The organism is Ruegeria sp. AG7 (assembly GCF_056541545.1).
The window spans coordinates 304,659-323,083 of sequence record NZ_JBQFYP010000002.1; the positions used below are offsets into that span (position 1 = coordinate 304,659).

The 18,425-nt window shown below is 58.7% G+C and carries 18 protein-coding genes; 4 read left to right on the top strand and 14 right to left on the bottom strand.

Annotation, left to right across the window (positions count from 1 at the left end; translation table 11 throughout):
* Positions 1-66: 66 nt before the first annotated feature.
* The 6 genes from fdh3B to ACR0BF_RS04535 all read right to left on the bottom strand — a co-directional run bounded on the left by fdh3B (position 67) and on the right by ACR0BF_RS04535 (position 5,660).
* Complete coding sequence (gene fdh3B / locus ACR0BF_RS04510) at positions 67-660, bottom strand: formate dehydrogenase FDH3 subunit beta (protein WP_209504177.1); 594 nt, start codon at positions 658-660, stop codon at positions 67-69.
* A gap of 12 nt (positions 661-672) precedes the next feature.
* Entirely contained in the window at positions 673-3,567 is a 2,895-nt protein-coding gene (locus ACR0BF_RS04515; protein ID WP_480516712.1) for a formate dehydrogenase subunit alpha, read from the bottom strand.
* A 104-nt stretch (positions 3,568-3,671) separates the two neighbouring features.
* Positions 3,672-3,860 (bottom strand): ubiquinol-cytochrome c reductase iron-sulfur subunit N-terminal domain-containing protein, encoded by a 189-nt coding sequence (locus tag ACR0BF_RS04520; RefSeq protein WP_209504175.1) that lies wholly within the window; start codon positions 3,858-3,860, stop codon positions 3,672-3,674.
* Positions 3,861-3,917: 57 nt separating this feature from the next.
* Positions 3,918-4,529, bottom strand: a complete 612-nt coding sequence (locus ACR0BF_RS04525) for a TorD/DmsD family molecular chaperone (protein ID WP_480476674.1) — start codon at positions 4,527-4,529, stop codon at positions 3,918-3,920.
* A gap of 4 nt (positions 4,530-4,533) precedes the next feature.
* Complete coding sequence (locus ACR0BF_RS04530; protein ID WP_480624364.1) at positions 4,534-5,109, bottom strand: DUF3306 domain-containing protein; 576 nt, start codon at positions 5,107-5,109, stop codon at positions 4,534-4,536.
* Positions 5,106-5,660, bottom strand: a complete 555-nt coding sequence (locus tag ACR0BF_RS04535; protein WP_267365561.1) for a DUF3305 domain-containing protein — start codon at positions 5,658-5,660, stop codon at positions 5,106-5,108. Before ACR0BF_RS04535 ends, ACR0BF_RS04530 begins: the two co-directional genes overlap by 4 nt.
* Positions 5,661-5,949: 289 nt before the next feature.
* Here ACR0BF_RS04535 and ACR0BF_RS04540 point away from each other — a divergent pair, with 289 nt between their 5' ends.
* Positions 5,950-7,902 (top strand): 4Fe-4S binding protein, encoded by a 1,953-nt coding sequence (locus ACR0BF_RS04540; RefSeq protein WP_480624365.1) that lies wholly within the window; start codon positions 5,950-5,952, stop codon positions 7,900-7,902.
* Here the strand turns inward: ACR0BF_RS04540 and ACR0BF_RS04545 are convergent.
* Positions 7,896-8,624: a hypothetical protein gene (locus tag ACR0BF_RS04545; RefSeq protein WP_480553288.1), complete on the bottom strand. Its 729-nt coding sequence runs from the start codon at positions 8,622-8,624 to the stop codon at positions 7,896-7,898. The genes ACR0BF_RS04540 and ACR0BF_RS04545 overlap by 7 nt on opposite strands.
* 132 nt (positions 8,625-8,756) lie before the next feature.
* Between ACR0BF_RS04545 and ACR0BF_RS04550 the strand changes: the two genes are divergently transcribed.
* Genes ACR0BF_RS04550 through ACR0BF_RS04560 form a run of 3 tightly spaced genes read left to right on the top strand, consistent with a single transcriptional unit; the run spans position 8,757 to position 10,989 of the window.
* The gene (locus ACR0BF_RS04550; RefSeq protein ID WP_480624366.1) at positions 8,757-9,818 is read left to right on the top strand and encodes an Mrp/NBP35 family ATP-binding protein; all 1,062 of its coding nucleotides are present in this window, start codon (positions 8,757-8,759) and stop codon (positions 9,816-9,818) included.
* Positions 9,815-10,513: a biotin/lipoate--protein ligase family protein gene (locus ACR0BF_RS04555; protein WP_480476686.1), complete on the top strand. Its 699-nt coding sequence runs from the start codon at positions 9,815-9,817 to the stop codon at positions 10,511-10,513. The genes ACR0BF_RS04550 and ACR0BF_RS04555 overlap by 4 nt, the downstream gene beginning before the upstream one ends.
* Positions 10,510-10,989, top strand: a complete 480-nt coding sequence (locus tag ACR0BF_RS04560) for a DUF6505 family protein (protein ID WP_480624367.1) — start codon at positions 10,510-10,512, stop codon at positions 10,987-10,989. Before ACR0BF_RS04555 ends, ACR0BF_RS04560 begins: the two co-directional genes overlap by 4 nt.
* On the opposite strand, the gene ACR0BF_RS04565 is transcribed toward ACR0BF_RS04560, so the two are convergent.
* The 7 genes from ACR0BF_RS04565 to ACR0BF_RS04595 all read right to left on the bottom strand — a co-directional run bounded on the left by ACR0BF_RS04565 (position 10,986) and on the right by ACR0BF_RS04595 (position 18,418).
* On the bottom strand, positions 10,986-11,486 hold the full coding sequence (locus ACR0BF_RS04565) for a flavin reductase family protein (RefSeq protein WP_480476690.1): 501 nt from the start codon (positions 11,484-11,486) through the stop codon (positions 10,986-10,988). The two genes, ACR0BF_RS04560 and ACR0BF_RS04565, sit on opposite strands and share 4 nt — an antisense overlap.
* 90 nt (positions 11,487-11,576) lie before the next feature.
* Positions 11,577-12,989 carry a 3'-5' exonuclease gene (locus ACR0BF_RS04570; protein ID WP_480516728.1) on the bottom strand — a complete coding sequence of 471 codons (1,413 nt, stop codon included), beginning with the start codon at positions 12,987-12,989 and terminating at the stop codon, positions 11,577-11,579.
* A 2-nt stretch (positions 12,990-12,991) separates the two neighbouring features.
* Positions 12,992-13,510 carry a hypothetical protein gene (locus tag ACR0BF_RS04575; RefSeq protein ID WP_480516730.1) on the bottom strand — a complete coding sequence of 173 codons (519 nt, stop codon included), beginning with the start codon at positions 13,508-13,510 and terminating at the stop codon, positions 12,992-12,994.
* Positions 13,511-13,537: 27 nt separating this feature from the next.
* Positions 13,538-15,361, bottom strand: coding sequence for a DUF294 nucleotidyltransferase-like domain-containing protein (locus ACR0BF_RS04580; RefSeq protein ID WP_480624368.1), 1,824 nt, complete (start codon positions 15,359-15,361; stop codon positions 13,538-13,540).
* A 108-nt stretch (positions 15,362-15,469) separates the two neighbouring features.
* A complete protein-coding gene (locus ACR0BF_RS04585; RefSeq protein ID WP_480476698.1) occupies positions 15,470-17,254 on the bottom strand; it encodes a sodium:solute symporter family protein in 1,785 nt (594 codons plus the stop codon).
* A 15-nt stretch (positions 17,255-17,269) separates the two neighbouring features.
* Entirely contained in the window at positions 17,270-17,554 is a 285-nt protein-coding gene (locus ACR0BF_RS04590; RefSeq protein ID WP_209504901.1) for a DUF4212 domain-containing protein, read from the bottom strand.
* 180 nt (positions 17,555-17,734) lie between these two features.
* Positions 17,735-18,418: an adenylate kinase gene (locus ACR0BF_RS04595; RefSeq protein ID WP_480493362.1), complete on the bottom strand. Its 684-nt coding sequence runs from the start codon at positions 18,416-18,418 to the stop codon at positions 17,735-17,737.
* Positions 18,419-18,425: the final 7 nt, after the last annotated feature.

The window sequence follows — 18,425 nt, forward strand, 5'->3', positions numbered from 1 at the left end:
GGTCAAATTCCAAGATCGGACAACCCGCGCTGAGCGGGTTGTCCATTGCTTTGTGCAGACAGCGGCTTAGCCGTCTTTCTGGTCGTAGGCAGTACCCCAGCCCCAGGCGCCCGAGCCGAAACCGCGCGCCACGACGCGTTCACGGTAAACAGCCGACACCACGTCGCCGTCACCGGCAAGCAGGGCCTTGGTGGAGCACATTTCGGCGCAGATGGGCAGTTTGCCCTCGGCGATCCGGTTGCGACCATATTTGGCGAACTCTGCGGTCGAGTGGTTTTCTTCGGGACCACCGGCACAGAACGTGCATTTGTCCATCTTGCCGCGTGAACCGAAATTGCCCGCCTGCGGGTATTGCGGCGCGCCAAACGGGCACGCGTAAAAGCAATAACCGCAACCGATGCACAGGTCCTTGGAGTGCAGGACAACACCTTCTTCGTTCTGATAGAAGCAGTCGACCGGGCACACCGCCATGCAGGGTGCGTCCGAACAATGCATACAGGCCACCGAGATCGAGCGTTCGCCCGGGTTGCCGTCATTGATCGTCACCACCCTGCGGCGGTTGATACCCCAAGGTACCTCATGCTCGTTCTTGCACGCGGTTACGCAGGCGTTGCATTCGATGCAGCGTTCAGCGTCGCAGAGAAACTTTGCTCTAGCCATTAATCGTCCTCCTTACGCTGCCGAGATCTTGCAGAGAGTACACTTGGTCTCCTGCATCTGGGTCACTGAATCATAGCCATAGGTCTGGGCGGTGTTGGAACTTTCGCCCAGAACATAGGGGTCAGCACCGGCGGGGTATTTGTGCCGCAGATCCTCGCCCTGGAAATGGCCGCCAAAGTGGAAAGGCATGAAGGCGACACCGGCACCAACCCGATTGGTCAGCATCGCCATCACCTTGACCTTGCCGCCTTCCGGACCTTCGACCCAGACCTGTTGTCCGTCCCGAATGCCAAGGTTGTTGGCATCGCGCGGGTTGATCTCGACGAACATATCCTGCTGAAGTTCAGCAAGCCATGGGTTAGACCGGCTTTCGTCACCACCGCCTTCATATTCGACCAGACGACCAGACGTCAGGATTATCGGGTAATCCTTTGAAAAATCGTTCTTTTGGATCGAAGCATAGAGGGTGGGCAGGCGATAGGAGTGCCGATCCTCGTAGGTCGGATAGTCCGCCACCAGATCACGCCGGTTCGTATAAAGCGGCTCGCGATGCAGTGGGATCGGATCCGGGAAGGTCCAGACGACCGCGCGGGCCTTGGCGTTCCCGAAGGGCGCGCAGCCATGCTTGATCGCCACCCGCTGGATACCACCTGAAAGGTCGGTTTTCCAATTGGTCTCGGGGCCTGCAACGGCATCGATTGCAGCGCGTTCTTCAGCCGTCAGGTCACCGTCCCAGCCAAGATCCATCAGCATCTGCATCGTGAATTCAGGGTATCCGTCCTGAATTTCTGATCCAACGCTATAGACCCCTTCGGCCAGCAGGTTGTCGCCATCGCGTTCCACACCGAACCGGGCGCGGAAGGTCAGGCCACCTTCGGCCACCGGTTTGGACATGTCATAGAGGTTCGGTGTCCCCGTATGACCCATCTCAGCGGTTCCCCAGCAGGGCCACGGCAGACCATAGTATTCGCCGTCGTTTGGTCCACCAATGGCCTGCAGCGTGGTTCTGTCGAACGTGTGCTGATTGGCCATATGGCTTTTCAGACGTTCCGGCGACTGCCCGGTATAGCCGATGGTCCAGAGGCCCGAGTTGAACTCACGCGTGATGCTTTCAACATTCGGGGTCTCGGGGTCTTCCATCTCGATATTGCGGAACAGGCGATCCGCCCAACCGAACTTATTGGCGAACTTGGCCATGATGACCTCGTCCGGCAGGCTTTCGAACAGCGGTTCTACGACCTTGTCACGCCACTGCAACGAGCGGTTTGACGCGGTGACCGAACCTCGGGTTTCGAACTGCGTACAGGCGGGCAAAAGATAGACGCCATCGGTACGGTCATGCAGAACAGCGGAAACGGTGGGATACGGGTCGACCACGACCAGCATGTCCAGCTTTTCCATTGCCGTTTTCATTTCCGGACCCCGCGTTTGCGAGTTCGGCGCGTGACCCCACAGAACCATGGCACGGACATTGTTGTCCTGATCCATGTTCGCAGGGTCTTCCAGAACACCGTCGATCCAGCGGGATACCGGGATACCGCTTTCATTCATCAGCGGTTTGTCCTTGCCGTCTTTGCCCTTGATCGTGGCGAACTGGCCCTTCAGCCAATCCAGGTCTTCACCCCAGACGCGGCTCCAGTGGCCCCATGCGCCCGCGGACAGGCCGTAATAGCCGGGCAGGGTATGGGACAATACACCAAGGTCTGTCGCGCCCTGCACGTTGTCGTGGCCGCGGAAGATATTGGTGCCACCACCCGAGGTACCCATATTGCCCAGCGCAAGCTGAAGCACGCAATAGGCGCGGGTGTTGTTGTTGCCGTTGGTGTGCTGTGTGCCGCCCATGCACCAGATGACCGTGCCGGGGCGGTTGTTGGCCATGGTTCGGGCAACACGTTTCAGTTGCGAGCCAGGCACGCCGGTGACGCGTTCTGTTTCTTCAGGCGTCCATTTGGCCACCTCATCCTGAATCTGGTCCATGCCCCAGACCCGGGTGCGGATGAATTCTTTATCCTCCCATCCGTTGTCGAAGATGTGCCACAGGATGCCCCAGATCAGCGCAACGTCTGTGCCCGGGCGGAAACGGACATATTCATCCGCATGGGCCGCGGTGCGCGTAAATCGCGGGTCGCAGACGATCAGCGGTGCGTTATTCTGCTCTTTCGCGCGCAGAACGTGCAGCAGAGAGACAGGGTGCGCCTCAGCCGGGTTGCCGCCGATGATGAAGATGGCGCGCGAGTTGTGGATGTCGTTATACGAATTGGTCATGGCGCCGTAGCCCCATGTATTCGCAACACCCGCAACCGTGGTCGAGTGGCAGATACGGGCCTGATGGTCCACGTTGTTCGTGCCCCAGTAGGCGGCGAATTTGCGGAACAGATAGGCCTGTTCGTTATTGTGCTTTGCAGAGCCCAGCCAATACACGCTGTCGGGCCCGGATTCTTCGCGGATCGACATCATGCCATCGCCGATCTCGTTGATCGCCTCTTCCCAGCTAATGCGCTTCCACTCGCCGCCTTCCTTTTTCATCGGATATTTCAGTCGGCGTTCACCATGGGCGTGCTCGCGAACCGAGGCTCCCTTGGCACAGTGTGCACCCAGGTTGAACGGGCTATCCCAGCCGGGTTCCTGCCCGACCCAGACACCGTTCTGCACTTCGGCAACGACAGTACAGCCGACCGAACAGTGGGTGCATACGGATTTGATGTTTTCAACGGCCTGTTTGGCCGCCGTCTGGGCACTGGCTGGCGTCACGGTTCCACCTGTGGCGCTGATCGCGGCAAGGCCGCCGATCGTCAGGCCCGAGCCACGCAGGAATGCGCGGCGATCGACGGTTTTCTCGCCGACCTGGGACAGGATACTTGTCCGCTGGGGGCGTCTCGCAACCCCGTTGGTCTTTTTCCTAAGCATGTCTTTCCTCCCTTGCGCGCCGTGTAAGCCACGGCTGGCTTGGTACTGCTGAAACCGACGTCAGGGCCAATCGCAACCGTCTGTCGGTGTGAGAGCGTCCAGTCCTAGAACCGGGTGCTCTCGATGTATGCGCGTGTATGCGCAGTATCCTGAATGCGGGTTTCGTCGGTCGGCAGCGCGGCGGCTTCGGCCTTCCCGGTCAGGCTGGCGGCGGCAACGGCAGCGGGTGCTGCGGTTCCGGCCAGTTTGAGGAAGTCACGGCGGGTGGCGCCTTCTTCCTTGGTCTTGCTCATGGGAACCTCCTTTCCCAATTGCGGTTTGGCGCCCATAGGACACCGGCGATGTGCGGGTTACCCCGCCGTCATCCGGAACGCTTCGCGCTCGATCTCCATGAACACCCGACCGGCAGTGCCGACGGATGCATAAAGAACCGAGTTCTCGGCTGCTTCCAAATCCGAATAGAAATGCGTGGCCCAGGGGCCGATATGCTTGCTCCAGAATGCCTTTTGGTCATCCAGGGATGCCGGGCTGCCAAAACGCCCGACGATCATTCCGGCCATCATCTCCATCAATGAGGCGATGTTATCTTCGGGCTCGAACACGTTTTGGGCACGTGTGATCCCGCGAACCGCCATGTCATTGCGCAGCTGAGCCAAGGGTTTCTCGTTCAGGAAGCCCGTCAGGTAGAAACTGGCGTAAGGCAGCAACTCACCCCGGCCCAATCCGATGAATAACGCATTGAATTCCCGTTCGGCAGCGGCTGGCTTGGTGACCTTGGCAACCCGCGCCATGGATTGAATGGCCTTGCCGAGATCCGTGTCATCTCCGACCAGACCAGCCATTTGGTTCAGCAACATCTGGTCCGGAGGACCTGCCAGTAACAGACCCAGAAAGTTATAGAAATCCGCGCGCAGGCGATCCTCGGCTGAAACATCCAGAGTGTGCGCGTCACTTGCGGTCATTCGGTCATCCTTCAAATTCAAATGTCATTCGACGTGGAGACGGGGGACGGTCGACTTCTTCCGGCTCTTCCACCTGAACCACTGAAACCGGCTGTGGCACGGGATCGGGGTCAACTGGCACGACCTCTGGTTCAGAGAGCGTATCAGTTTCGATTTCGTTTTCTTCCGTTTCTTGCGCGTCGGCGGCCAGCGCTTCGACATGCGCCAGCATGCCTTTTCCAACTTGATAGGCGGTTTGGATGTTTTCGATCACGCAGGCCGCATCGGTATAGTCCTCGCCGTAATCGACCAGCCCGTCGACATTTGCCAGAACAGGGTTCAGCCGCCACAACCGCCGCAGGGCGCGGCGCCGAAGGCGATCAGGCACTGCCTTGGACATAAAGCCCGAAACATCATCGCAGGGTCCGAGGGTATCGGGATCGGGAAGGTTGAATTCGGCCAAAATCTCAACGTCACTCTTTTCTTCAAGTTCAGCGTGATGGGCTGCGATCACTTGTTCTTCAAGGGCCAGCGCCTCGGCTTCAGCTTCGGCCTGAACGGCAGCCTTTCGGCGCGACCAGAAATCACGCCGCTCTGTCATTGCAGCACCCGTCTCGGGGCGCGGAAAACATCCGATGCCTGCCGGATACGCGCGTCGCCCTTACCATCCTCCACCAAATCGGTTCGCTTTCTGTCGCGACGGCGCTTGACGAACACTTCGTGCTGGTGATGTTTCAGGGTGAAATCCCGTACCCAGGCGATCAACCCTTCGGTCATTGGGATTTTCTCGACAATCTCTTCGCCGGTGTCCGCGTAATCCTGCCCCTGGAACGGAGAAGCGGTGATCAGAACTGCATTCAGGGGCGTGTCGCCCTTCAGCTCATTCCGCAGTACAAGATAGATCGAGGGTTGCCCGTCCGACAGGTTGACCAGGTAGGCTTCAGTCTCGTCCGCCCAGAGGGTCAGGGGAAGGGTGGCAGCGTGGTATTCGACCGCCTCGCCTTCGCGGCGCAGTTCCTGCCAATCGGCTGGCCCTGCACCGGGCAACACGGCGACCGCGCGCCAGTTCCAGCGGGCCCAACGTGTGACCCCGGGTGTTTTGCGCACAATGACGCCAACCGGCATGTCGATCTGGCTTGCGGCCTTGGCCACTGGATCCTCCCCGAAAGGCTCTCCCCTGCCTTTCCATGTCCACTATGGTACACAAAATAGCCACGTGCCAAGCCTGCGCTTTAATACTTTGGTCGTATTCCCGGTAGCGTCTTCGTGATCAAAGCCTGAGAAGGCTTTTGTTTTATGGGATTTTGCCGCGAAACTCTGCCGGGCGCGCTGTGCACTTCGCAGGGTTGAAGTTGCTTCATCGGGAATGCAGCCTAAAGTGCAAAGGCGGGAATGCAGCCTAAAGTGCAAAGGATCGGGACTGCTTCCCGAGGGAGGGGACATGGGCACGAAACTTTTGCTCTGCGATTGCGCGGGAACTCAGGCGCTGGATCCGGACAGGATCGAAAGCGCCTGCGGGATTACCTGTTCAAAGGTGCATACCGCGCTTTGCACAAAAGAACTGCAATCTGCTGCATCCTTGATGCAAGAGGGCGATACCGTCATCGCCTGTCTGCAGGAACAAGAGGTGTTCCGGTCGCTTGCCGAAGATATGAATGTCGAAATTCCCGGCTTTGTCGACCTGCGGGATCGCGCCGGTTGGTCCGATCAGGGCGCGGATGCGACGGCCAAAATGGCTGCCTTAGCTGCCGAAGCGTTCCTGCCGCAACCGGTGACGCCCAGCGTTGATGTTATCAGCGAAGGCACGTGTTTTATCATTGGTCCTGGTACCGTTGCCTTTGGACTGGCGGAAAGGTTGGCCCGAACACTGGCGGTAACCGTTCTGGTCACGGATCAGGCTGAGCCAGACTCTCGGGCCTTCGATGTCATTCGGGGACAATTGCGGTCTGTTTCGGGTGCTCTGGGTGGGTTTTCTTTGCGTCTGGACAATGTGCAGCAAGTGGTTCCCGCAGGCAGGGGTGCTTTCAATTGGACGGAACCAAGAGATGGGGCGCAATCGGCCTGCGATATCATTGTTGACCTGACGGGGGGCACGCCCTTTGTGCAGGCTCCGGCCAAGCGCGAAGGGTATTTGCGGGCTGATCCCAAGGATGCGGTTTCTGTAGAACGTCTGGCTTTTGACGCCGCCCAACTGGTCGGAACATTCGAAAAACCTCTGTACGTGCGACTGGAGGAAACACTTTGCGCCCATTCGCGGGCGGAACAGGTCGGATGCTCAAACTGTCTGGATATCTGCCCAACCGGTGCAATCACACCCTCGGGCGAGCATGTGGCGATTGATCCGATGGTCTGCGCCGGGTGTGGCGAATGCGCGGCGGTCTGCCCGTCATCGGCGATAACCTATGAAGATCCACCTGTTTCGGCCTTGCTGTCACGGATGCATATTCTGGAACGCACGTACCGAAGGGCAGGCGGAATCGCACCCCGGTTGCTTGTGCACGACGCCTACGGTGCCGAAATGATAAGGCTTACAGCAAGGTTCGGCCGGGGATTGCCTGCGGATGTTATCCCGCTGGAATTGAAAGTGATATCCGGGTTCGGCCATTCGGAAATGCTGGCCGCGCTGGCACATGGATTTGCGCGTGTGGATGTGTTGCTGGCCCCGAAGACCGAACGGGATGCGCTGGATCGCGAAATTGAACTGGCACGTGCCATAACCAGTTCGGATGCGATCGGGCTGATCGAGGAGGTGGACCCTGATGCGATGGCAGACTTGCTGTATGCGCAAAATGTCCCCGAACCGTTGGCAAATCCGGTCTTGCCACTTGGCAACCGCCGACAAATCGCGCGGCTGGCAGCACAGGCCCTGAACCCGCAGGCCAAAGCCCCGCTGCCATTGCCTGAAGGTGCGCCTTACGGTGCCGTTGCTGTGAATACAGACAGTTGCACGCTCTGTCTAAGTTGCGTGTCGCTGTGCCCGTCCGGGGCTTTGATGGATAAGCCTGACAAGCCCCAGCTGAACTTTCAGCAGGATGCGTGCCTGCAATGCGGAATGTGCAAGACGATCTGCCCCGAAGATGCGATCACCTTGGTACCACAAATGGACCTGAGCGATGCTGCCTTGTCTCAGCAGGTCCTGAACGAGGAGGAACCATTTGCCTGCGTCGAATGCGGGGCTTTGTTTGGGGTGAAATCAACCGTTGAACGGATCATGGAAAAGCTTTCGGGCACGCACCCGATGTTTGCCTCAACGGAACAGGCGCGGATGATCCAGATGTGTGACAATTGCCGGGTGAATGCTCATTTCCAGCAGCAGGACAATCCGTTCCAGTCAAAACCAAAGCCTCGGGTCGTTACCACCGAGGATTACTATTCGGATAGAAAGGATCACTGAAGCTTTAGCGGCGAGCCCAGATCTGCGGCGTCAATGCGCGAAACAAATGCCAGGATGGCTTCAAGATCGTCCAACGTCATCTTGACCGGGTGAATTGGGGATGGTCGCTCGGGATCAAAGGGGGGTGTCAACCCGTCGATCTGCGTGAATGCGGGGTGGGGATTGAGGGCAAAGAACGCCTCGAACCGTTCCGACCAATCCGGCATCGCGCGCAGAACCGCGAAAGAGGGGGTTGAGCCAAGCCCGCTCATCCGGTTTCGGGGGCCAATCACATGACATCGACCACAATGGGTCATAGATAGTTCTTCGCCCAGCACGGTGTTGCCATCCAGGGTATCGTCCGACTGGGTGAATGTGGGATCAAAGCCGGTGCTGAACGGTTCACCCACCGCAGGAAGAAAACCTTCGACAGTGCGCTTGCCGATATCTGATTGCAGCCAGTCGCGAAACCGGATTTGACGATTATCACCTTCGATCCGCAGGTGATAGACCACTCCACCACGGGCAAAGACAGGATCACCGGGCGGCGCGGTTTCCAGCACCATGGCACCGGCATCATCTGCGACAACGCGTATCCCGGTCTTGAGAGAGAAGCGAGGAAGGATATGTTGCAACAGACCGGAGTCTTTAACCTCTGCCGGAGCCGCAAGGCCAATCGCCTCCTGCGACAAGGAGGGGGTGGCGGTGAGCGTCAGGCTCAGGCACAACAAGACAAGGCGCATGGTTTAGCCTAACTATGAAGGCTGTTACGCGTCAAATGAACAGAAAGAGACGGAGACACATGCAATGAGCGGCGACCAATACATGTCGACACGCACGCCCCTGTCGGCGGGGCATACCAAGGAGAGAACAGCATGAGTGTTCGTGACGCGGTTCTGGCGAACCTGAAAAAGATCACCGATCCGGTTTCAGGTCAGGACATTGTCAGCGCGGGCATCGTGCGCGCGCTGAATGTCGAGGGCGATTCGGTTCGCTTTGTCCTTGAGATCGACCCGAAACATGCCGAAAAGATGGAACCTGTGCGCGCAACAGCTGAAAAGGCCGCACAGATGGTTGAGGGCGTCGTAAATGTATCGGCCCTGATGACTGCTCATTCCGACAAGGCGCCGCCGGATCTGAAGCCGAAACCCAAGCCCTCGCAAACTGGACCGCAGGCCGTTCCCGGTGTCGACCGGATCATCGCGGTTGCGTCTGGCAAGGGGGGTGTGGGCAAATCCACCGTGTCGGCCAATCTGGCCTGTGCGCTGGCCGCAGAAGGGCGGCGCGTGGGTCTGCTGGACGCGGATGTTTACGGGCCGTCGCAGCCTCGGATGTTGGGTGTCTCGGGCCGTCCGGCCAGCCCCGATGGCAAGACTATCCTGCCGCTGCGCAACCACGGCGTCACCATGATGTCGATGGGGTTGATGACCAATGAAGGGCAGGCCGTTGTCTGGCGCGGGCCGATGCTGATGGGGGCGCTGCAACAGATGATGAGCCAGGTGCAATGGGGTGCCCTGGACGTGCTGATCGTCGACCTGCCGCCCGGTACCGGCGACGTGCAACTGACGCTGAGCCAGAAATTCAAGGTGGACGGCGCTATTGTCGTCTCGACGCCGCAGGACGTGGCGCTGATTGATGCCCGCAAGGGAATCGACATGTTCAATCAGCTCAAGACGCCTATCGTTGGGATGATCGAAAACATGTCCACGCATATCTGTTCGAACTGTGGGCACGAAGAACATGTTTTCGGTCATGGTGGTGTCAAGTCTGAGGCCGAGGCGACGGGCGTGCCGCTGCTGGGTGAAATCCCGTTGCATCTGGACATTCGTGTAGCCGCAGACGGGGGCGCGCCAATTGTGGTCAGCAAGCCAGACAGTCCTCAGGCCGAGGCTTTCCGCAAGATCGCCCGCGACATGATCACCAAAGGCACCGCATGAGCCAACCGGTCTTTCCCCCTTTGTTGACGGGTCACCCGGTTCAGGGTGGGGAAGACCCGTTTGAACGGGCCCAGGCTATGGCGGCTTTGGGCTGCGATGCGGGGGCGGTTGTTTATAACATTCAGGCCGATTACCTGCGTGTCGCGATCGTATTTGCGCCCGAGGTGCCACTGCGGGACGCGATGGCGATGCTGCCGCTTTGTGCTGTTGGGTTTCAGAATGCGCTGGGCGCTCTGGCCCCGCCTGAAGTGGCGGTGCATCTGGAATGGGACGGTGTGATCTGTGTGAATGGCGCGAAATGCGGTGTGTTCCGCGTTTCGGCATCCGGGGAAAACGCGGAAGAAGAACCGGATTGGCTGATTGTCGGCTGGGAGCTCGCATTGATGCAAACCAGCACCGCGCCCGGCGAGACACCGGATGTCACAGCCCTTTATGATGAAGGCTGCGCCGAGGTGTCGGCCACGCAACTGGTCGAAAGCTGGTCACGCCATATGCTGACCTGGCTCAACCGCTGGCAGGAGGATGGCAACGCGCCGCTGCATGCCGAATGGATGGGCCTGCTGCGTGGGGTAGGTGAGCCACGGGTCGATGGCGGTGTATTCCTTGGAGCGGATGAGCGGTTCGGAATGCTGATCCGCGACGGGGTCAACACCCGTTTGCGCCCGTTGACGGAATTATTGGAGAACGGACGATGAAACTGGCCCGCGCCATCCATTTCGATGAAAGCGACATGAACGTGTTTCATTCTCCGGCACGTACGGGCGAATGGTGCGTTTCGGGCGGGTTCGAGTTTTCGAACTGGAGCGGCGCGGATCTGGAAGGTAAGGCGCGTCAGGCTTTTGCGAATGGCTGGCTGGGGCTGGAAACCTTTGGCCGGGTGACATTTGTGGCGGTAACCCAGATCGAAGCCGCTGAAAGGGATCAGGTCACCCGCAATTTGGCAGAACATTTCGTGCAGTATTATGGAGCGCCCTCGGTCGAAGCCGCATTAGGCGTGGCACAGGCTGAGATTGATCACATGTCAGATCTGTGTGAAGACCATGCCGCCAACACGCTGCTGACCGTCGCCAGAGAATTGTCTGAGACAGGAGTGCACGAAGCCTTTCGTGTGATCACTCCGCAAGACGCACAGCTAGAGGTGCTGGCGGTGCATGGGGCGCTGGACGACTAGAAAGGGTCGACAAACCCGCCGAACTGACCGCGCTTGAAGATCAGACCCTTGCCAGTGCGGTACATGACCTGATCCACATGACCGACAATGATCAGATGATCTCCGGCCTCGTGCCGGGCGTGCAAACGGCAGTCAAACCGAGCCAGACAATTGGCCAGCTGCGGGCGATCAGCCTCGTCTGTCGTCCACTCGGCATGGGTGAAATCCACACCGTCGCGTGCAAATCTTAGCGCTTGATCCTGTTGATCCTGAGCCATGACGTGGATCGAGTAATGCGTGCAGGTGCTGAACGTATCGAAGCGGTTTGACTCTCTGGCCAGGCACCACAGCACCAGCGGCGGGTCCAGGGACACCGACGCAAACGAGTTTACGGTGATTGCACGTGGGCCGTCTTCGGTTTGCGCAGTGATCACGGTGACACCCGTTCCGAAACATCCCAGAGCCTCACGAAAGGCGTGGCTTTGATCCGGGGTTGGTGTGAAAATCTTTTCCGTCATATCGCGCGCGTGTTCCTTGGCCGCGCATCAGGTGCCATGCGTGGCCCGGATTGTCCACGAAAAGCTGAACGGCTATTGCAATTTTCGGAGTTAATTCAGGTCTTCCAGAAGACGTCCGTGTTTGCGGGTCTGGACGATGACTTCGCCAAAGGTGTTCAGCCCGCGCGCTTGCAGGATGGGCAGCATCTTGACCAGCGCCTCGGCTGTTGCCACCGCGTCGCCCAATGCCGTATGACGCAGCGCCTCGGGGATAGTGATGTCTAGCCGCTCACACAGCGCGTCCAGTGTATGTGTATCGCTCGCGCCGAACAAAACAGCCGACAACAGCACAGTGTCGAGTATCGGATGATCCCATTCGACTTCCATACGCTTGGCATGGCGACGCAGGAACGCCATGTCGAACGGGGCGTTATGGGCTACGATCACCGCATCGCGTGAGAATTGGTGAAACACACGCCCGGCTTTGACGATATCCGGCGCGCCCTGAACCATGCGATCACTGATCTTGTGCACGCGGGTCGAGGCAGCAGGGATCGGAATGCCCGGATCAACAAGCATGTCCAGATGCTCGCCCGCAACGATCTTGCCTTTCACAACGCGGACCGCGCCGATCTGAACGATCTCATCCTTGTGCGGCAGCAAACCGGTTGTTTCCGTGTCAAAGACCACAAAACACAGATCCAGCAAAGAGCGGTTTTCGAACGCGCCGTCACCCGGCGTGTCCAACAATTCGAAATCATAGACCAGCGGGCGGGCCTCATCTGGCGACATACGGGCAACGCTGTCTTCGAACACCAGCATGTAACCGGGTGCGTCACCCAATGGCTTCATTCGGGCCGAATAGGTTTGTCGGCCGTCCACGCTGGTCAGGGTGCAGAAAACATCCTTACCTGATTTGCACAACTTTCCATACGCGTCCGTCAGCCCCGTCGATTCGATATACTCGAAGAGCGAGGCGTTCAGGCGGGGATGCGCGATCTGGGCCAGCACCTCGGCCGCCTGACCGTCATACAAAACGATCTGGTGTTTTGGACTGGCCAGCAACATGGCGACCGGGATCTCGGTCAGAAGGGCAGTAAGGCGCTGTTTTTCCGCCGCCAGATGAGCGGTTTCAGCGGCCACCGCCTCGGCCGTGTGCATGGCATTTGCGGCAAGTTGCTCGGCCAGGCCAGCTGCAGCAGGGGCCAGATCTCCCAAATACCGCGCGGCTTGCATGTCCAGATCGGTGCTGACACCGGCATGAGCGCGGGCCCGCAGTTGCGCTGAAAGCCGTTCGATCGGCTTGGCGACATTGTCGTCAAACAACAGCCAGACACCGGCGATCAAAGCCAGCAATCCAAACCCGATCAGAACCTCGGCAAAGATGAAGTCATCAAACAGGTCAGGTTGTGCGGCCCGGGCATACGTGATCCACAGGGCGGCGGAACTGATTGATATCCCGCCGAGCGCGAGCAGACAGAAAAACAGAAATATCCTGAGCCGCAGGCTTAACCCTGTGAGCATTGTCAAACCCCGCAGGTGGCGTCGATGATGGGGTCGGCGGGCCCGGCGGATATCCAGTCTGCATTCAGCAGACGTCCGTCATCGGAAAACTCAGCGCCGTCCGCCAGATTGGCGCGACGGTTCTCGGCACAATTCACGGCCACGGGCAGTTTGGAAACCGGAGCCCAGCGACCGAAGAAATAAAGATCGACAAGTCGTTGGTCGGGAACGTTTTCGTTTGTTCGCACCGACACGGTGTCAATAGCGGCAAAGCGGTCGACGAAGGGCACGGCATAGGTCCACGGGCGGTAGAGGGCGCGGCTTTCAACCTCTTGCACGATTGCCATTTCCTCGGGAAGTTGTTCGCGCGTACGGTCGTACCAGGAATACTCGCTGGATATGGTCACAGCGATCATCCCCAAACCCGCCGCGACCGGAGTAACCCATTTCGGCAACCGCCCTCCGGTCAGCTTGTTCAGCACAAGAACGATACCCGCAAAAGCGAAGCCCGCAAAAACAGTGCCGATCAATTCCAGAAACATCGTGTCTCTCCGTTCTTCAGATGCATGTCAGCCCAGCATTCCCTTGCCGTGGCCGACCGCTGATTGCATGGTTTTTACCACAACGAAGGCGTCACGAAGATGACTTCGCTCAAAGTCCGAAAGATCGGAAGGTGGCAGATAATTGTCTGGTTTCTTGCCCGATTTGACCAGCTGGACCTGATGTTCAAGCCGGGTTTCGGCGATCAGATCATAGGCGTCCAGCAAATCGCGTGCGCCCGACGCGCTGAGAACGCCATTGGCCTCGCCAGCCTTCAGACGGGCGCGCGTATTGGCCTCGGGCAGTTCGCCTTGCAGGGCGTAGATTCGCGCCAGATCCACGACCGGAACAACACCATTGTGTTTCATATCCAGCGTGTTGCGGTGCTCGCCCGACCGGATGGTCGCAAAACCACGCAGCAATCCCAGCGGCGGCGTATGTTTCAACGAGTTCGAGATCATATGTGCGACGAAGATCGAATTGGACCTGGCCGCCGCCAATGTGTCGGCCTGCAGGTCGGCGAACAGGTCGAACGTGCCGCCTATCGGGCGCAAGTCAAACATGACCGAGGCCAGCATCTGCGCTTCGGGGTTCGGTTTGGCGATCCATCCCTTGAAATAGTCGCGCCAGACACGCACCGGCTGACACCAGCGCGGATTGGTCGCCATCATGTCGCCGGGACAATAGAAATAGCCACAGGTATCCAGCCCGTCCGACACGAACCCGGCCAGCGTTGCAAAGTATTCCATATCCGCATCGGTCACGCTGTCATCCAGCATCAGGCAGTTGTCCTGATCCGACACGCCTGTCTGCTCCTGCCGCCCTTGCGAGCCGCATGCCAGCCACAGATACGGCACAGGGGGCGGGCCCAGTTTCTGTTCAGCAAGGGCCAGAAGGCGCCGGGTAACCGTGTCAGCAACGTCGGTGATCAGGCGCGTGACGATTTCGTGCCGGTTCCCTCCTGCAACCAGTTGTACCAGCAGCTGTGGGATTTCCGCCGTTACCCGCGCCATATCTTCGGCGGTATTTGCCTGGGCAATGCGTCGCACCAGTTCGGCCGAGTTCACGGCCTGGTAATGTGTCAGGTCGGTTTGTGTGACGATACCGACCAGCCGACCGCCCTCGGAAATCGGGACGTGGCCGATGCCGCGTTCCATCATGATGTGCAACACGTCTGAGCCGATGTCACCGGGTGACAGGGTGACGGGGTTCGCGGTCATGATCTCGGAAACCGGTGTGGACGGAGGCAGGCCGTCCGCAACATATTTGCCTGAGATATCCCGGAGCGTCGCGATGCCCTGCAACGTGTCGCCGTCTGTGATGCATAGTGACGAGATGTGTTTGTCGCGCATGATCTGCGCCGCTTTCTGAACAGGCGTATCCGCGGGGCAGGTAGCCGGGTTATGCGCCATCAGAATATCAATGGAACTGGTCGCAAGGCTTTGCGGGCCGCTTCTGTCGCCGCGTGTGCGGTTGAAGAACTTGGCGACCACATCGTGACCGTCGATCAACTCGCGCACCAGATCCGGTGGCAAAACAATCAGGACCGACGGAGTGTGCGCACGCGCCTTGGTGGCTGCCTTGCCGTCTTTCAGCAGTCCGCGCTCTCCAAAAGAATTGCGCAAGCCTAGTTGAGAGACAACGGCACCATTCTCATCGGTGATTTCAACCTGTCCTTCATAGATCACGAATACGCCGGGAAGCGCATGACCCAGTTCATAGACCGAGGTGTCTTCCTCGACTTCCCAGACCTCGATCTGTTTTACGATCTGATCCAGGGCTTCAGCCGGTAACGCGTCATAGGGATGAACGGATTTCAGAAACCGGGCGATTTCATCGTGGGACAGGGGCATCTGATGTCTCCGGTGTTCTGGTGAAAAAATCCCGCCCAGTGGTATGCCAGGCGGGAGTAGTGGATCGAAAGACGCGGTCGAAGGCAAGAGCCAACGACCGCATCATGCTCACTTGTTCTGAGCTGCACCCGCACCACGGGGAATGCGAACGCTTTCGACCAGTTCCTTGATCTCCGGCGGAGTTTCCTTGGTCATGCCAGCCACAACATAGGCGACAGCAAAGTTGACCATGGCACCGACAGCGCCGAACGAGGTCGACTGGATCGGACCCAGCAACGGATCGGCATCGGTGAATGAGTTGGTGTCCGGAATAAACATCCAACCCTTGTGCAGGAAGATGTAGACCAGGGTAACGACCAGACCTGCCAGCATACCTGCAACAGCACCGGTGTTGTTGATGCGGGTCGAGAAGATCCCCATCATCAGTGCCGGGAAGATCGAGGCTGCCGCCAGACCAAAGGCCAGAGCAACAGTCTGTGCTGCAAAGCCCGGAGGATTCAGACCCAACCAGGTCGCTACAGCAATCGCCACAGCCATCGCAATCCGTGCCGACAGAAGCTCGCCTTTTTCCGAAATCTGCGGGTTGATTGCGCCCTTGATCAGGTCGTGGGACACGGCCGACGAAATCGCCAGCAGCAAGCCCGCAGCAGTCGACAGAGCAGCCGCAAGACCACCGGCAGCGACCAGACCGATTACCCAACCGGGCAGGTTGGCAATCTCGGGGTTGGCCAGAACCAGGATATCGCGGTTGAACTTGGTCAGCTCGTTACCGACCCAGCCTTTTTGTTCCGCAATCGCCTGCATCGATTCAGATTTGTCATTGTAGTACTGAATCTTGCCGTCGCCGTTCTTGTCCTCCCAATCCAGCAGGCCGGTTTTCTGCCATGTGGCCATCCAGTCGTACCGTGCATCATTGTCGATCTGTTCGACTGTAACGGCACCACCTTCGATGCCACCATTGGGCCACATCATGTCGGTGATGTTCAGACGGGCCATTGCGCCAACAGCCGGAGCGGTCAGATACAGCAGCGCGATGAAGACCAACGCCCAGCCAGCCGACCAACGTGCGTCAGACACTTTGGGGACGGTGAAGAAGCGCATGATAACGTGCGGCAGACCGGCGGTACCGATCATCAGCGACAGGGTGAACAGCACCATATTCAGCGTGTTGGAGTGATGGGCCGTGTATTCGTTGAAGCCCAGCTCTGTTACGATGCCGTCCAGTTTGGTCAGCAGCGGTACACCGCTTGCAGTGTCGCCAAACAGACCCAGCGCCGGAATTGGAGTGCCGGTCAGCTGTAGCGAGATAAAGATGGCAGGGATGGTGTAGGCGGTGATCAGCACGCAGTACTGAGCGACCTGTGTATAGGTCACGCCCTTCATCCCTCCGAACACCGCGTAGGCAAACACAACGCCTGCACCAATCAACAGCCCGGTGGTGTTCGACACTTCCAAGAAGCGGCCAAAGGCAACCCCAACACCGGTCATCTGACCGATAACGTAGGTCACCGATGCAACAATCAGACAGATCACCGCAACGATGCGCGCTGTCTGGCTGTAGAAACGGTCGCCGATGAACTCCGATACAGTAAACTTGCCGAACTTCCGCAGGTAAGGCGCAAGCAGCAGGGCCAACAGCACGTAGCCACCCGTCCACCCCATTAGGAAGGTCGAGTTGTCATAGCCGGTAAAGGCAATCAGGCCCGCCATCGAGATGAACGAGGCCGCAGACATCCAGTCCGCCGCTGTTGCCATACCGTTGGTGACCGGGTGTACGCCGCGACCGGCGGCGTAGAACTCTGATGTGGAACCCGCGCGGGCCCAAATCGCAATGCCGATGTACAGCGCGAAGGATGCGCCGACAAACAGCAGGTTGATGGTAAACTGATCCATTATCCCCGCTCTCCCTTACTCTTCATCCACGCCGTGTTCGGCGTCTAGCTTGTTCATGCGCCAGGCGTAGTTGAAGATCAGCACCAGAAAGACCAGGATCGATCCTTGCTGAGCGAACCAAAAGCCCAGATCAGTACCACCGACGGCGATGCCCGACAGCAGCGGACGCAGCAGGATGCCGAATCCAAATGACACCAGCGCCCAGATCACGAGGCTGATGTAGATGAGGCGCAGGTTGGCCTGCCAATAGCCCTTGTCGGCTTCGGCTGCCTGCGCGGAGTTTGTAGATTGATCCGCCATTGCGGGTTCCTCCTTCGCTTCCTCGTTTGGCGGCCCGGTGCTCAACTCCTCCAGTGCGTCGGTCCGCTTCTCGACAATGCCCAACACCGTATGGTGCCAGGTAAAACTTCACCAGTCCGCCAAAGCGGTCTTTTGAAGTATTCTTTTTAGGATCAAAGCCTTGTGGCTTATCCCCTCCCCTTAACTCATGGTGTCGCTCACGATCCCTTCGAGATCGCCAGCGATATCTTCGATCCTGCCCATGGCATTGATGCGTTTCAGAACACCGTGACCGTCGTAATAGGTGATCAGCGGCGCGGTCTGTGCATGATAAGCCGCTAGGCGCGAAGCCACGGTTTCAGCGTTGTCATCCGCGCGGCGCTTGAATTCGGTGCTGCCGCACTTGTCGCACTTTCCGTCTTCGGCTGGCTTCTTGAACTGGTCGTGGTACCCTTCGCCGCAGCCCGCGCAGGTGTAGCGGCCCGAAATGCGGATCACCATTTCGGCATCTTCCACTTCCAGGCTGATTGCTGCGTTGATCTTCTGGTCATTGGACGCCAGCAGACCATCCAGCGCCTCTGCCTGAACCGTTGTGCGGGGGAACCCATCCAGAATGACGCCCTTGGCGCAATCTGATTGCGCCATACGGTCGCGCAGGATCGCAATGACGATCTCGTCACTGACCAGATCACCGGCTTCCATCACGGCTTTGGCGGCTTTGCCTGCGTCCGTGCCTGCTGCAACGGCTTCGCGCAGCAGGTCACCCGTGCTGAGTTGAACAAGCCCGAATTTCTCTTCCAGCATCCGGGCCTGCGTGCCCTTCCCGGCGCCCGGAGGGCCGAGAAGGATGAGTACAGCGGGAGTGGTGATCGTGGCGGCGTCCATCACATCC